The sequence below is a fragment of the Paenibacillus sp. 1781tsa1 genome (assembly GCF_024159265.1).
Taxonomy (GTDB): Bacteria; Bacillota; Bacilli; order Paenibacillales; family Paenibacillaceae; genus Paenibacillus.
Map to the genome: position 1 here is coordinate 5,750,387 of NZ_JAMYWY010000001.1, position 14,533 is coordinate 5,764,919.

Consider the following 14,533-nt stretch of genomic DNA (forward strand, 5'->3'; position numbering starts at 1 on the left):
TATTTTGTCATGACTTATTCAGACGATGGTCATAATTGGAGTTGTAATTTTTTTCACATTTCGAGACTGCAACGCAGTCCCCAATGCATATATGAGTCAACAGACTCCATTTTTTGAAAAAATTTAGCTTTCATATGCAGCAACACGCTGCACCGGGTAAATAAGAGTTAGTCCAACTAAGAAGGCGGCAGTTGACCGCATCTTTTCTATGTAGTTCTGTATGCAGATCCTACACACAACTCAAATCCGGTTAAGAACAGGAGGAAACAATATGTCTACATTGGTAACACCGTTCACAGACAAAAGAATGGCTGAGATCGTTGAGAAAGTGCAGAACGGCGTAAGGCTGAGCGTAGAAGATGGCGTATATCTGTATGAAACAGATGATCTGCTGACTTTGGGCCAGCTGGCCAATGAGGCCAACCTGCGGAAGAATGGCAAGAAAGTATATTTCATCGAGAACATGAGTCTTTACTTTACGAACGTATGTGAAGCCCACTGCGCTTTTTGTAATTTCCGCAAAGACCAGGGTGAAGAAGGCTCTTATACATTATCCGGTCAGGAAATGATTGATTATGTGGAACAGCATATTCATCCGGGCGTACGTGAGTTCCATATCGTAGGCGGACATAACAACCATGTTCCTTTTCAATATTATGTCGATTCCCTGCGCGCTTTAAACGAGAAATATCCGGATGTTACACTGAAAGCTTACACGGCAGCCGAGATTGATTTCTTCACCCGGATTAGCGGACTCAGCATCAGAGAAGTTCTGCAAGAGCTGCAAAAAGCAGGTCTGAAAACATTGACTGGTGGCGGCGCTGAGATTCTGTCCGATGAATATCGCAAAAAAATGCGTGTAGACAAAGCCAACGTGGACCGTTATCTTGAGGTGCACCGCACAGCTCATGAGCTCGGCATGCGTACACATACTACGATGTTGTATGGATCGATCGAATCCTATGAGGATCGCGTTAACCATATGGTGCAGATTCGTGAATTGCAAGACGAAACCAACGGATTTATGGTCTTTATCCCGCTTTCCATGCAGCCAAAAAGTAAAAACGCGAGCATTATGCGTCGTAATTCGGCTTATGAGGATCTCAAAACAATTGCGATTAGCCGTCTGATGTTGGATAACATCGATCATATCAAAGCATACTTCATTAACATCGGTCCACAGCTGACTCAAGTCGCTCTTGGTTTCGGTGCTTCGGATGCACACGGTACGATCGTTCGGGAACGGATTAGTCATGCGGCGGGTGCACTCACACCTGAAGGCCTTACACGTAAAGAGCTTATATGGCTCATTAAGGGTGCAGGACGTATTCCCGTAGAACGTGATACGTTCTACAATGAAATTCAAGTGTACGAATAGGATATAGGTAGAACACACCCTCTACAATCAATATTGCAACCGCACCACTCCAGAACGCAGCTTTCATGTTAGGAAGACGTTTGAATTCGGGTGGTGCAAACTGCTGAATAATATCTTCAATTTTCAATGCCTACTTTTCAACTAATCAAATCCTAACAAAAGGAGCAGCTATGTTTTTGCATAGCTGCTCCACAGTTTACAGCCCCATTTCAGTGGGACTGATGCAGAAAGGAAGCCGAGTCATGAAAAATTTTGTCATTCTTGGAGGCGGTTATGGCGGCCTCACCATCATCAAGGAACTTCTGGAAGGTAAGATTCCATCCGATACACAGATTATTTTGGTGGACCGCAGCCCCTTTCAGGGATTAAAGACCGAATATTACGCACTCGCAGCAGGAACCGTATCCGATTATGACCTGCGTATCCAATTTCCAGTGAACGATAAAGTCACTTACCGTTATGGAGAAGTTACTTCCATTGACCTGGAACAGCGTCAGATTGAATTTGAAGGCCAAGACCCGCTTGAATACGATAAACTTGTTATTGGACTGGGTTGTACAGACCGTTTCCACAACACACCAGGCGCTGAAGACTACAGCTGTACCATTCAGAGCTTTAGCAAAACACGTGAGACTTACCTGCGACTTAATGAAGTCAAAGCCTATGGCAACGTGCATATTGTAGGCGGTGGATTAAGTGGTGTCGAGATGGCAGCCGAACTTCGTGAGAGCAGACCGGATCTCAACATCAGCATTCTGGATCGTGGTGAACGTGTATTATCCGCTTTCCCGCAACGTCTGTCCGTGTATGTGCATGAATGGTTCAACGAACATCAGGTAGAGACACGCGGACATATCGCCATTTCACGCGTTGAACCTAATGCCATCTATAACCGGGATGAACAGATCCTAACGGATGCTGTTGTCTGGACGGCAGGCATTCAGCCTGTAAAAGTGGTACAGGATCTGGACGTGACCAAAGATCCCCAAGGTCGTGTCGTCCTGAATGAATACTACCAAATCCCGGAATATACCGATGTATATGTGGTTGGTGACTGTGCCAGTGTGCCTTATGCACCTAGCGGTCAAGCTGCGGAAGTACAGGGTGAGCAGATCGCCCATATTCAGCATGCCCTCTGGAAAGGCGAAAAGCCCAATCCACATCCACTCAAGCTTCGTGGCACACTCGGTGCACTCGGCAAGAAGTCTGGGTTTGGGCTGATGGGCAAAACGTCTATGATGGGACGTGTACCTCGTATTTTGAAAAGTGGTGTGCTCTGGATGTCCAAGCGCCATCTCGGTTAGTCGAGATCGAGCTCGTCCCAGACATCGGCTTCGGCAATTTTGGCCAGAATGGCGTTATATAGATCTTCCACTTTGTCCGTGATGACCACTTCACCATTCACCAGTGCAAATGGAGTCATAGAACATTGGCCACAGTTGGTGAGGCAGCCGTATTCAATCACGTCATAGTCTGGATTTTCTTCCAGTTGATCCATGACTTCATCTGTGCCAAAATGCATATTGTTGGCACAAAATTCAATAATCGGTCTCATGTAGGTTCACCTGCTTTGTTTGACCATTTTAATTTATGGCCATTTGTAATATAATATAGGAAGGAAAGGAGTTGAAAAATATGAGCGAAAACGCACAAGACACCATGTATGATGAGGTATCTGATGTTCTTGACAAGCTTCGTCCGTTCCTGCAACGCGATGGCGGTGACGTGGAACTGGTTGACGTGGAAGACGGCATCATTAAGCTGAAACTAGTCGGTGCCTGCGGCAGTTGCCCAAGCTCCACTATTACCTTAAAAGCCGGGATTGAACGCGCCCTTCTTGAAGAAGTTGAGGGTGTACAAGAAGTCGTACAAGTATTCTAATCAATCCTTCACGAAATAAACCTCAAGAGCCTTTCGCTTCGCATGAAGCGGAGGGCTCTTTTTTTGTGTACATATTCAGCGTTTCTATTTCATCTGTCCCCTAGACCCGCATCAACGAGCTTCAACGTCCAGTCCTATAACTCACCTTAAGTATCCTCGCGCTGTATGGTCGGACGAATCGGATCAAGTCCTCCAGATACATCCATAATGTTGCCTGTTATAAAATCGGAATGATCAAGGCATAGATACGTAATCACTCGTGCGATATCTTCACCGCTGCCAGGACGCCCTCTTGGCGTTTCCTCGTCGGTGATGCCTGCCATTTCATCAATCGTTTTCTCTTTGTTGGCACCGCGAATATCTCCCGGGCATACCATGTTGACCGTAATTCCATAAGGAGCTTCCTCAACGGCGAGTGTCTTTGTAAAAGAGACCAGACCTACCTTGGCAGCCGCGTATACGGCGCGATGAGGCCATGATCTCGCTTCTCCAGCATGACTGAAGCCAAAATGGATAATGCGTCCCCATTGCTTGCGTCTCATCTCTGGCAATACACGCTGATCCAGCAACATCGGTCCTAACAGATTTCCCTGCACAAGCATCTGGACCTCAGCTTCAGAATAATCCGCAAATAATCGTCGTTCACGGACAAATGGACCCGCGTTATTCACCAAAATATCAATGCTGCCCAGGTTGCCTTCCACCTGTTCAACCAATGAAGAGATATCTTCTACCTTGGATATATCAGCCTGGATAGCAATACACCGCACACCCTTGGCTGTAATCTGAGCCCTTAAAGCCTCAGCTTCTACTCTGCTGTGTACATAGTTGAGGGCAATATGACATCCCTGATCTGCCAGACTGAGGGCCGTCATTTTACCAAGACCTTTGGCACTTCCCGTTATGAGGGCAATCTTTCCCTTCACGTTCATCCCCCTCTTCAAAGAGCAGTCACTATCCAGTATAAAAGATTTATCGTCCGCCTACAACTCGCTTATCCACAAGGAATTATCCACCTTTAATTCCAAATATATCTTGAATCAAATTGAACACCTATGGTATTGTCGAGGATATAACCTGAAAGGACCTCTACATGAATATGATGAACAAAAGATGGATATCTTTTCTTACACTTCTAATGGTGAGTGTATTAACAGTCTCCAGTGCCTTGCAGGTATCAGCGGCAAGTGAGAGTGACCAGGCACCTGATGAATACGATTGGATTAGTGGACCAGCATCGGTCTCTCTGGACGGTAAAGCCACACTCGAAGTCCCTGAAAGTCATTCCTTTCTGGATAAAGCCAATACCCAACGCTCGATACTTAACAGTGGTGGAAAACCTAACGGGAATGAAATCGGAAGCCTGACCAGCAATAGCGAATCCGGCTCGTGGTATGTCGTGTTCGAGTACGTGAAGACAGGTCATATTCATGATGATGATCAAAATTTGAATGCCGAAGAACTGTTAAGCAGTTATATCCGAGGCACAGAAGAAGAGAACAGAGAGCTCGATCCTGAATATAGAACGTACATAACAGGTTGGGAAATTGAACCGGCATACGACAAGACCAAACATCAGTTAGTCTACTCCCTTGGTTTCAAGAATGCTGATCAGCAAGCCATGGTGAATTACAATGTAAAACTCCTGACACGCGAAGGGTACATTACAGCCATTCTGGTTATTGATACGGCCAACTTTCAACAGAGCCGCCAGGCATTCGAGGAAACCGTCCTTAATCAACTTCACATTAATGCAGGACATACCTACGAGGAATATAATGCTTCGACTGACAAAACATCCACCATAGGACTCAACAGCCTTCTGATGGGCGGAATCGGGTACACGGCTTCCCAAAAATTCAGCGCCCTTCTTTTGCTCAAAAAAGGATGGGCCTTAATCTTGGTTGTCGTTCTTGGGCTAATCGGTTGGATCAGATACAAAATCAAAAGTTCACACGGAGATGAAGAAAAACTCTCTCCCTCCGAGAGGACGTACTTGCAGGAAGCGGATGAACAGCAGCATGCTGATCAGAATGAATTATCCTACTACCGCCAATCTGGACATCACTCCAATACTGATACATCAGAAAAACTTTGACCTATGTTGTGACTTATGTTGATCCATGCTTCAGCACAGACTTAGGGAGTGGCTGTTCAAAAGTTGCACCTTGCTCTAAGCCCTAATGAACCTACCGCACCTTAAAAGGCAGATCATCAACGGTTGCAAGATTTAACGAACCTCTCTAACGCTAATTCGTCATAAAAGGGCTTAAAAACCTAAAAAATTGAGTAAATCGACGAAATAACGTCTCTGGGATTCGTTGGATCTCAGATCTGGGCATATGGGAGTGATTAGCGTGTGTCAGGTTCATTAAAACAAAATAACACTAAAAGAGGATGTCCTTCCGTCATATTCATGACTAAAGGGACATCCTCTTCTTATAAGCTTTACATCATATTATTCATATTGAATTATTCAGTTGCAGGTTCAACTGCACCTTTATAACGCTCTTTGATAAATGTTTTCACTTCTTCGGAGTGCAGGGCAGCAGCCAATTTCTGAATTGCATCTGAATCCTTGTTGTCCTCACGCGAAACGAGGATGTTCGCGTATGGGTTACCTTGCAGATCTTCGATGAGCAAAGCATCATTCGCCGGATTCAGGTTCGCTTCAAGCGCATAGTTAGCGTTGATGAATACCAGATCCGCTTCATCCAATTGACGAGGCATCATGGCTGCATCCAGCTCGATGATATCCAGGTTCTTCGGATTGGCTGTGATATCTTGAATCGTAGATGTGATATTTGTGTTATCTTTCAGCGTAATGATGCCTTCTTTCGCGAGCAGCAACAGAGCACGTCCCCCATTGGATGGGTCATTTGGAATGGCTACTTTTGCGCCGTCAGCCAATTCATCCAAAGATTTAATCTTTTTGGAGTATCCGCCAAAAGGTTCAACATGAACAGGAGTTACAGCAACGAGGTTGAATCCACGTTCTTTATTCTCTGTGTCCAAGTAAGGTTGATGCTGGAAGAAGTTTGCATCCAATTTTTTATCAGCAAGTTGCTGGTTGGGTTGAACATAGTCATTGAACGTAACGACTTGCAAACGAATACCTTGTGCTTCCAGTTCAGGCTTGATGCTTTCCAGAATCTCAGCGTGTGGTGTAGGTGAAGCTCCAACTTTCAATTCAACCGTGCGTGGTGCACCTGCTGAATTGTCTGCGCCGCTATCGGCATCCTTGTTGTTTCCGCAAGCTGCGAGAACTGCAATCAACATAAGACTAAGTAGAGCGAAAGACCATTTTTTCATGTGTAAAACCCCTTCTCTAATCAATTTTTCATGTGGCGTCCGCACGAATGCATAGGCCATCATGTTATCTATGTGTTATTTCCTGGTGAAAAATGTAACTAAGCGATCTCCAGCCATCTGGAGAATTTGCACTAGAATGACCATAAATACAACGGAAATTATCATAACTTCATACTGATAACGGAAGTATCCATAATTGATTGCCAGCGTTCCCAGTCCTCCACCACCAACCATGCCCGCCATCGCCGTGTAAGAGACAAGCGTAACGATGGTGATTGTTATACCAGCAAGCAGACCAGGCAGTGCCTCAGGCAGTAAAACCCGTCTTACAATCTGTCCGGTTGATGCACCCATCGCCTGTGCCGCTTCAATTACACCACGATCAACTTCTCGCAAAGTAGTTTCCACTAAACGAGCGAAGTATGGAGCTGCTCCAATAACTAGAGGCGGTATCACACCCAATACCCCTGTAGCCGTACCAACGAGTGCTCGTGTGAACGGAATAATGGCTATAATCAGTATGATAAAAGGAACTGACCGCAGAATATTAACAATAAACGATATTATCGTATACACCACACGTGACTGTATTGAGGCGGATCTCGCCGTCATGAATAGCAATACGCCAAGCGGCAAACCAATGATAATGGTGAACAAGCCAGAAGCGCCCAGGATTTGTAGTGTCTCTATTGAAGCTTTACCAATCTCTTCCCAACGTACGGTTGAAAAATCCATCTAACGTAGCACCTCCACATCAAGTCCCTCAGCGGTTAATTCGGATATCGTCCGATCAATGGCATTAGAATCACCCTCGAACCGAACGGTCAGCTGTCCATAAGGAACCTGTTTAATCGTAGAGATCGTTCCCTGCAGGATGGCAAAATCCACACCCGTCTTACGAACCGTTCTGGACAAAATCGCTTCATACGTTTTGTTCCCCAGAAAGGATATCTTCACAAGTTTGGAAGCAACACCTGCCTGCAATTCAACGCCTGCATTCGCCAGAGCGGTCTCTTCCAGAGCCAGTCCAGCTTCATGGTCACGCATCATGAAATCCCGCGTAATCGCATGTTGCGGCTTCAGGAACACTTCTGTTACAGGTCCCTGTTCCACAATGCCACCTTGATGAATGACAGCCACCTTGTCACAGATGTTCTGAATGACATGCATCTCATGTGTAATCAGCACAATTGTAAGGTTGTACTTTTCGTTAATGTCGAGCAATAATTTCAGAATTGAATTTGTCGTCTGCGGATCAAGTGCTGAAGTAGCCTCATCACAGAGAAGTACATTCGGATCACTCGCAAGTGCTCTCGCAATCCCCACACGTTGTTTCTGTCCACCTGATAATTGAGCTGGATATTTGTTGCTATGGTTCTCCAGACCAACGAGATTGAGCATTTCCTTCACTTTACGATCGATGGCATCCTTGGGTGTATTCACAAGCTTTAGTGGAAAAGCCACATTATCATATACTGTTGCCGAAGATAACAGATTAAAGTGTTGAAAAATCATTCCGATCTTGCGTCTCTGTTGCTGTAATTCGGTTTTGCTCAGTTCAGTCAGGTTGATTCCGTCAACCCATACTTCACCCTCCGTAGGCCGCTCCAGCAAATTAATACAGCGAATCAGTGTACTTTTACCCGCTCCGGAATGGCCAATCACGCCGTAGATTTCACCCTTTTGGATGTTCAAATTCAGCTCGGATAACGCTGTTGTAGACTTTTTTCCTTTGCCGTACGTTTTTGTTAGACCTTTTAATTCAATCAATCGCACTTGCCCCTTTCCAACCACCTACATGTATCTTTACCCGATCTAAAGGAAAACTCCCCTTAAAGTACAAAAAAGAGCCCTTTGCAGAAACAAAGAGGGCTCTTCACGTGAAAGAATATACCTTCTCATCTGCCAAAATCGTGCCTTGCACCATTTTGTAGGAATTAGCACCTAACATCTATAACGAATGATACATGTATCATGTCATTACAAATCGGTTGCCGGGCTTCATCGGGCCTGTCCCTCCGCCGCTCTCGATAAGAAATATGTTGTTGTAGGATTTTATAAGTTCATGTAGTTCATGCTTTATAATGTGAATGTAACTTTTAAGAAATATCTGTTCATTCTTTGTCATTGTAACACTCTAATTGAAACTCAGTATATTCCAAGTATTCCGATTTGTCAAAGGGAATTATTTCTTTGCCATATTTTATTAATATAACGATAAGAGGCTGTTAACGTTTCACAGACCATATCCACGCCCTGACGCATTTCCTGCACATGCTGATTGAGATCCTCTAACTTTACTTTACCTTGCAAGGTCTGGTGTAACTGCCACAGGTCATCGTGCATTTCTGAGTTCATGTAGTGAATTTCCATATTACGTCGTTTGCGCAGCTTACTCATCGGCTCCCGGTATGAGTCCTTGATCTGAATTAATTTCAACGCAAGATCATGATGCTCCCTCGCATAATCGAACTGCCTTAACACTGTAAAATAAGAAAAATGCGCTTTTGTATTTGAAGTATTCAGTTGGAATATTTCATTCAATACGGTACCGACTTTATCCAGAATGGCAAAGCAGCGGATGAAGCCATCTTTGTAGAAATACACATATCGGGCATACTCGGCTTTTTCAGTCGGTGTCATGTCGTCCGTTGAGCCTGCAACGACCTTTTTGCGAAAATGAGCTGCAGCGAAGCTGCTTTGCTCCAGTTCATCCAGTGAAGAGATGAGTCCCTGAGTCCACACATACAGTTTCCGATAGTCGTGCGTGGGATCATGATCCACATGCATTTGCCGCTGAAACAGCTCAAGTGTATGCGCCATGGAGTCCATCGCTTCCTTCAATTTACCTTCGTTTATACGCGGTTTTTCCCCCAACAACGTTCGCAGCATATTTAACCTCCTCTTTTCCGAATCAACATTTCATCACCATAAAACTTCATCCATTCCGTGTAATTGCTGCTTGCCATAGGTTGCCCTGATCCCCCTGACATCAAACAAAGTCCACCTGTCCAATGATGTACATCACTGGATGGTGGACTTTCATATTAGGCCGAGTACTTTCAAGAGAACTGTATCTGTATCTAGAACCGATTAACCGGTCGATGCAGCTTGTACACCAGGAAACTCATATACGTTAAAACTCCGAACAATATGGCGATATCCAGCATATGAGCGAGAGCTACGAACATATATACTTCCGGGCGGTTCATTGTCACCATCATGAAAATACCAATGACGACTTGCATCAGGATGAGAACAACGGATACCACGCCAAGGGTACGCATTTCCTTGTTGTCCGGATGATTACGGTAAGCGAAGTGACCCAGAACTGCAATAACAATGACGAGCGATGCTGCTGCTGCACGGTGAGCAAAAGCAACCGCTACCCCACCCGAAAGCTCAGGAATAATCTGCCCGTTACAGAGCGGAAATCCAGAACATCCGCCAGCAGAATTCGTGTGGCTCACAAATGCACCCGTGTATACCACGAGGTATGTGTATATGGTGGAGAACCAGACCAGATTCCTGAATTTTTTGCTCACCCGAGGGTATTTATTCAAACGCTCCAATCCGCCATCTTTTGCCTCCTGCCTTATGCCCAGCGCCATCATTAGGGAACTGGCAAAAGCAATCAGTGCAAAGCCGAAATGCAGTGCCATGACTGCTGAAGATTGGGAGAAGACGACGGCAAAAGCCCCCATGATTCCCTGGACGATAACAAATACCAAGGTTAAGAAAGAAAACAATTGCAGGTCACGGCGTGACTTGCCGAACAGCAGAAAAGCAACAAACGAAGCAATGGACAACAATCCAGCCAGTGCGCTTACAGCGCGATGGGAATATTCAATAAGTGAAGCCACAGTATGTGCCGGAACGAGTTTCCCGTTACATAAAGGCCATTCCGTTCCGCAGCCAAGGCCCGATTCCGTTTTGGTTACGATGCCTCCACCAAAAGTGGCCAGAAACATGACAAGACAGGTTAATACGGTTAACCATTTAAATAAAGTTAAGTGTTTCAATTTTTTCTCACCCGCTGTTGGTTTAAGATGGCGAAGAATATTCTCCGCTTGTTTCGATACTTTGACACTTATTTCACAACTAAATTCATTATACCGGATAAAATGTTCATTGACGCCCGCGCTTTGTGACAAAATGTTAACGTCTGCTGAAATAATGACCGATAGGTCATTGGGGTTATGTACATCAAACTTTCTAACATAGAAACGTGTCGAACACACAAACGCCATTTCCCTATTTCAAGAGAAATGGCGTTCTTTTTATTATACCCTTTTACAACATGAACCTGTCATACTTTTATAATCATTTATGGATCGTGTTGTACACCTCGACTGCGCGATCCAGGAACTGCTCAATCTCTTCTCTCGACTTGCGCAGCTTGTTCACGTACCGTACGAGTTCGCGCCCATCTGTATACGCCACAAAGCTTGGAATGCCAAGAATATTCTGCTCTTCACTAACCGTTCCAACCTGATCCACGTCGACCTCAATCAAAGTCAGTTCACGTGCATATTTCTCTTCAACCTCAGGCATAAACGGATCGATGTATTTGCAGTCACCACACCAGTCTGCCTTGAATACGGCAATCGTCAAACGTGGGGATTGGATGGCTACATCAAAAGCCGGTTTGGAAGTAATCTGTTCCATTCAGTTCATCTCCCTTTCTGTACCTTGTCATACCCTAAGTGAAGCAAATTGGCGAGTGGAAGTCAAATAATCAGCGCATACTTAGAATAAACCACATGGTCTGTGAATCTAAACCCAGAACATCATGAAAGGATGTCACGTCATGACTTCCACCAGAACCGATTCTTCCAGCGAACAGCATCACGGGTCCCTCTTGCAGATTGTCCGTTCCATTCCGGGTGCTGCCCGGGAAATCTGGCGTGGCAAACAGGCTGCATGGCAAGCCTCAGCACAGCTTCGTCACCCATTGCGTGACATCGAGTGGGATACTGATACGGCAGCTGCCCTACAGTCTGAGGTGGAGCGTCTGTTACCTGCCAGCAGCAAGTCTTTTGCACGTACGGACCAGGTTCAAAGCGCACTCGTCTGCGAAGAAGATTGCATCATCCTGGAAGAGATTAAGACGCTGACCCAGGAGCATAATCGGAGTAATATCACCCGCACGGCAGCTTATCTGGAATGTTATGAGCAATACCCTGAACTGCATTGGGCACTGCTGGCCCATATGGTCTCTCGCAACGGCGGATATCACATGACAGATCTTCAGAGTGACTTAATGCATAATCTGCAGAATCAGAGCGATCGCGAGCATATGTATCGGCTGCTGGAGCGATGCAATGCACTCATTTTCCAGGATGCATATCCCCAGCTACAGCTGTATATGAACAGTCGTCGGATTGGACGAAGCTGTTTCCATCTCTTGTCGCACTTTCACGTATCTGCGTTTATGACGCCGTTTTGGGAACGCTTTTGGCTGGAACGGTGCAGTTCACTGCTAAGTGTCGCATTAATTATTAATGAGCAGAACTATATCGAGAGCAGGGTGGTGCAGCATCCTTATTTTCAAAAAGAAGTACTCTCCAAACCCGCATTCCATCTGCACAATCTGGCGGGTCTGAATCATATCGTCTTTCCTCTTGGACGGGGAGCAGGAATCGCAGGGCGCGTCATTGAACATTTTGGCAAGTTGGATGAGCGAATCATGTTTGGCAAAAGCCTATATGCTCTGTTGTTTGGGGTGGAGCAAGTCTACACACAAGTGATGGCGTTCGTACGTTCGGTTCCCCATCTTGGCTCGCGGGCCGAATATTGGCCTGGCCTGTTTACCCATCATGAAGACGAGGCAGGTGATCACACCTTATACACTCAGGCGCTACTTGATGAAGAATGGCTTCCAGAAGGGCAACGATTATATAGTCCGGAACTGCTCTCCGTATGGGGCGACACGCCTTATGAACCGATTACCAGACAAGACTGGCTTCAGACTCGGGATTGTCTCGGTTATCTGACGGCACCGCGCCGGCCATGGCTGTTTGAGATGAGTCACGAACACCGGTATGGCATGCTGAAAACAGCACTGGCTCATGATGCAAAAACCATCACACACTAATGCTGAAGATCATATGGAGCAGGCAAAACCGAATGATGTGAATATCTGATGTACCGCTAATTCTCGCCTGCTGGGTTAGTATTCAACGCAGTCAATCCAGCTCGCCTTAGCGATACAAAAAGCCCTGTCCGCTTAACAGCAGACAGAGCTTGTATCCTATTTTCACAACATATTGGAGTTTGAATGATGCTGCTTGTATTCTTATCCTCTTTGCCCGGCTTCACGTTGAAGACGCATAAGTGGACGGAGAATTTTTTGCAGAATACGGGGGTAACTGCCCAGCTCGTCCTTGCGTAATACACGCAGCACAACCATGAGAACCAGATACACCACCACAACAAGCACACCAACCACAAGGCAGGTAAGCAAGAAGGATACACGCGCTGGCAGGAACAGTCCAAAAATCATATTTCCTATCCAGTTCGTTGCAAATCCTACACCTGCTGCAAGCAAGACCGTAATGATAAACCCTTTCCAACGATCTCCCATGATGGAGAAATCAACGATTTTGCGAAGGACACGCAGATTCAGATATGTGATAACCAGGAAACACAGCGCCGTTGCAATAATGATGCCGTATATGCCAAACAACGGCGCAAGGATCAGACTTGCAACCAGCTTGACCACAACACCTGCTGCTACACTGATCATGGTAATCCGCGGTTTCCCTACGCCAAGCAAAATGGAATTGGTGGTCATCATCGTAATCTGGAAAATGGTACCGAATGTCAGCAAGGCAATAATCGGCGTTCCATCCAGATTGGTAAACAACAATCCGTTGACCGAATACGCAGCTGCACAAAGTGCAATGACAATCGGCATACCTGTCAGAATCGAAATACGCAACGCAAGTGTAACCTGACTCTTCAGATGCGCTTCATCCTTGCGGGCAAATGCTGCCGAGATGACAGGCACCAAGGATTGACTCAAAGCGATAGCGAGAATCGGAGGAATACCCGCAATACTTTGGGCCTTAGCACCCAAGATCGCAAGAACGCCAGTCGCTTCTTCGAGTCCGATCTGGCCACTGAGCAGTGGGACCACAAGGGATGAATCGATAAAGTTAATGGCTGGAACCGCAAGTGAGGACAGCACAATGGGAATAGACAGCTTGAAGATATCACTGTAGATGCCGCGCATTGGCAGTTGCTCTGCACGTTCGTAATTCAATTGGGCCGCACGGTCGCTACGACGCAGCTTCAAGGTAAAGTACAGCATGACACCAAAGGCACCCACACTTCCTAATACCCCACCAAATGAGGCACCCGCAGCAATCGTTTGATCATCGTAATTCCATTGCAGCATGACATAAGCCACGATAATGGCTGTACCTACACGAGCGAACTGTTCCACAATCTGTGAAATACCACCTGCTGTCATATTGCCGCGTCCCTGGAAATATCCACGCATCATCGCAATGGCCGGGAAAAGCAGCAAGGCTGGAGCCAAGGCGCGAATGGCGCTGACCGATGCCGGTACTTTGGAGACATACGTGGCATAATAAGGTGCAGCGAACCACAATAAAGCAGACATGACTACCCCGGCGACAGCCGCAAAGATCAGGGCTGCACGGTAGATCTGTTGGGCTTCACTCGCGCGTCCGAGCGCATAGCGTTCCGACACCATTTTGCTAAGTGTACTCGGTATGCCCGCCGTTGCTACAGTTAACAGCATTAAATATACCGTATTGGAGATGGTGAACGATGCGTTACCGACATCTCCGAGGATATGCTCCAGCGGCACCCGCTGAACCAATCCGAGTACTCTCGCGATCAGCGCAGCGGCCGCCAGAATGAGCGTACCCCTAATGAATGTTTCTTTCTTAGACAAACGAATTCCCCTTCTTTCCTCCACACCGGACGTGC

14 protein-coding genes and 1 riboswitch are annotated in these 14,533 nt (G+C 46.1%); of the genes, 5 read left to right on the forward strand and 9 right to left on the reverse strand.

All coding sequences use genetic code 11. The annotated features are described in order from the left end of the window. Positions 1 to 271 precede the first annotated feature (271 nt). Together mqnE and NKT06_RS25855 are read left to right on the forward strand one after the other, a co-directional pair. Entirely contained in the window at positions 272 to 1,378 is a 1,107-nt protein-coding gene (gene mqnE, locus NKT06_RS25850; protein WP_091020813.1) for an aminofutalosine synthase MqnE, read from the forward strand. 242 nt (positions 1,379 to 1,620) lie between these two features. Continuing rightward, entirely contained in the window at positions 1,621 to 2,682 is a 1,062-nt protein-coding gene (locus NKT06_RS25855) for an NAD(P)/FAD-dependent oxidoreductase (RefSeq protein ID WP_253440680.1), read from the forward strand. Here NKT06_RS25855 and NKT06_RS25860 read toward each other — a convergent pair. Further along, the gene (locus tag NKT06_RS25860) at positions 2,679 to 2,933 is read right to left on the reverse strand and encodes a YuzB family protein (protein ID WP_036605750.1); all 255 of its coding nucleotides are present in this window, start codon (positions 2,931 to 2,933) and stop codon (positions 2,679 to 2,681) included. The two genes, NKT06_RS25855 and NKT06_RS25860, sit on opposite strands and share 4 nt — an antisense overlap. An 80-nt stretch (positions 2,934 to 3,013) precedes the next feature. Here NKT06_RS25860 and NKT06_RS25865 point away from each other — a divergent pair, with 80 nt between their 5' ends. Beyond that, the gene (locus NKT06_RS25865) at positions 3,014 to 3,259 is read left to right on the forward strand and encodes a NifU family protein (RefSeq protein ID WP_062837977.1); all 246 of its coding nucleotides are present in this window, start codon (positions 3,014 to 3,016) and stop codon (positions 3,257 to 3,259) included. A 146-nt stretch (positions 3,260 to 3,405) separates the two neighbouring features. Here NKT06_RS25865 and NKT06_RS25870 read toward each other — a convergent pair whose 3' ends face one another. Further along, positions 3,406 to 4,185 (reverse strand): SDR family oxidoreductase, encoded by a 780-nt coding sequence (locus NKT06_RS25870; protein ID WP_253440681.1) that lies wholly within the window; start codon positions 4,183 to 4,185, stop codon positions 3,406 to 3,408. Positions 4,186 to 4,358: 173 nt separating this feature from the next. Here NKT06_RS25870 and NKT06_RS25875 point away from each other — a divergent pair, with 173 nt between their 5' ends. Further along, the gene (locus NKT06_RS25875; protein ID WP_253440682.1) at positions 4,359 to 5,357 is read left to right on the forward strand and encodes a DUF2167 domain-containing protein; all 999 of its coding nucleotides are present in this window, start codon (positions 4,359 to 4,361) and stop codon (positions 5,355 to 5,357) included. Positions 5,358 to 5,731: 374 nt separating this feature from the next. On the opposite strand, the gene NKT06_RS25880 is transcribed toward NKT06_RS25875, so the two are convergent. The 6 genes from NKT06_RS25880 to NKT06_RS25905 all read right to left on the reverse strand — a co-directional run bounded on the left by NKT06_RS25880 (position 5,732) and on the right by NKT06_RS25905 (position 11,239). Next, positions 5,732 to 6,571, reverse strand: coding sequence for a MetQ/NlpA family ABC transporter substrate-binding protein (locus tag NKT06_RS25880; RefSeq protein WP_253440683.1), 840 nt, complete (start codon positions 6,569 to 6,571; stop codon positions 5,732 to 5,734). Positions 6,572 to 6,646: 75 nt separating this feature from the next. Further along, complete coding sequence (locus NKT06_RS25885; protein ID WP_253440684.1) at positions 6,647 to 7,306, reverse strand: methionine ABC transporter permease; 660 nt, start codon at positions 7,304 to 7,306, stop codon at positions 6,647 to 6,649. Then, entirely contained in the window at positions 7,307 to 8,341 is a 1,035-nt protein-coding gene (locus tag NKT06_RS25890) for a methionine ABC transporter ATP-binding protein (protein ID WP_253440685.1), read from the reverse strand. A 125-nt stretch (positions 8,342 to 8,466) separates the two neighbouring features. After that, positions 8,467 to 8,608: riboswitch (SAM riboswitch) on the reverse strand. Positions 8,609 to 8,746: 138 nt separating this feature from the next. Further along, positions 8,747 to 9,463: a Cthe_2314 family HEPN domain-containing protein gene (locus tag NKT06_RS25895; protein WP_253440686.1), complete on the reverse strand. Its 717-nt coding sequence runs from the start codon at positions 9,461 to 9,463 to the stop codon at positions 8,747 to 8,749. A 191-nt stretch (positions 9,464 to 9,654) separates the two neighbouring features. Further along, positions 9,655 to 10,593, reverse strand: a complete 939-nt coding sequence (locus tag NKT06_RS25900; protein ID WP_253440688.1) for a COX15/CtaA family protein — start codon at positions 10,591 to 10,593, stop codon at positions 9,655 to 9,657. Positions 10,594 to 10,894: 301 nt separating this feature from the next. Continuing rightward, positions 10,895 to 11,239 carry a thioredoxin family protein gene (locus tag NKT06_RS25905; protein WP_017692403.1) on the reverse strand — a complete coding sequence of 115 codons (345 nt, stop codon included), beginning with the start codon at positions 11,237 to 11,239 and terminating at the stop codon, positions 10,895 to 10,897. Positions 11,240 to 11,381: 142 nt separating this feature from the next. On the opposite strand from NKT06_RS25905, the gene NKT06_RS25910 reads away from it, so the two are divergent. Continuing rightward, positions 11,382 to 12,668 carry a DUF2515 family protein gene (locus NKT06_RS25910; RefSeq protein ID WP_253440690.1) on the forward strand — a complete coding sequence of 429 codons (1,287 nt, stop codon included), beginning with the start codon at positions 11,382 to 11,384 and terminating at the stop codon, positions 12,666 to 12,668. A 201-nt stretch (positions 12,669 to 12,869) separates the two neighbouring features. Here NKT06_RS25910 and NKT06_RS25915 read toward each other — a convergent pair whose 3' ends face one another. Beyond that, positions 12,870 to 14,498 carry a putative polysaccharide biosynthesis protein gene (locus tag NKT06_RS25915; RefSeq protein WP_253440692.1) on the reverse strand — a complete coding sequence of 543 codons (1,629 nt, stop codon included), beginning with the start codon at positions 14,496 to 14,498 and terminating at the stop codon, positions 12,870 to 12,872. Positions 14,499 to 14,533: the final 35 nt, after the last annotated feature.

Bases quoted from the DNA above. Each gene is read 5' to 3' on its own strand.
- mqnE (WP_091020813.1), top strand. From the start codon at position 272: ATGTCTACATTGGTAACACCGTTCACAGACAAAAGAATGGCTGAGATC.
- NKT06_RS25855 (WP_253440680.1), top strand. From the start codon at position 1,621: ATGAAAAATTTTGTCATTCTTGGAGGCGGTTATGGCGGCCTCACCATC.
- NKT06_RS25860 (WP_036605750.1), bottom strand. From the start codon at position 2,933: ATGAGACCGATTATTGAATTTTGTGCCAACAATATGCATTTTGGCACA.
- NKT06_RS25865 (WP_062837977.1), top strand. From the start codon at position 3,014: ATGAGCGAAAACGCACAAGACACCATGTATGATGAGGTATCTGATGTT.
- NKT06_RS25875 (WP_253440682.1), top strand. From the start codon at position 4,359: ATGATGAACAAAAGATGGATATCTTTTCTTACACTTCTAATGGTGAGT.
- NKT06_RS25880 (WP_253440683.1), bottom strand. From the start codon at position 6,571: ATGAAAAAATGGTCTTTCGCTCTACTTAGTCTTATGTTGATTGCAGTT.
- NKT06_RS25885 (WP_253440684.1), bottom strand. From the start codon at position 7,306: ATGGATTTTTCAACCGTACGTTGGGAAGAGATTGGTAAAGCTTCAATA.
- NKT06_RS25895 (WP_253440686.1), bottom strand. From the start codon at position 9,463: ATGCTGCGAACGTTGTTGGGGGAAAAACCGCGTATAAACGAAGGTAAA.
- NKT06_RS25905 (WP_017692403.1), bottom strand. From the start codon at position 11,239: ATGGAACAGATTACTTCCAAACCGGCTTTTGATGTAGCCATCCAATCC.
- NKT06_RS25910 (WP_253440690.1), top strand. From the start codon at position 11,382: ATGACTTCCACCAGAACCGATTCTTCCAGCGAACAGCATCACGGGTCC.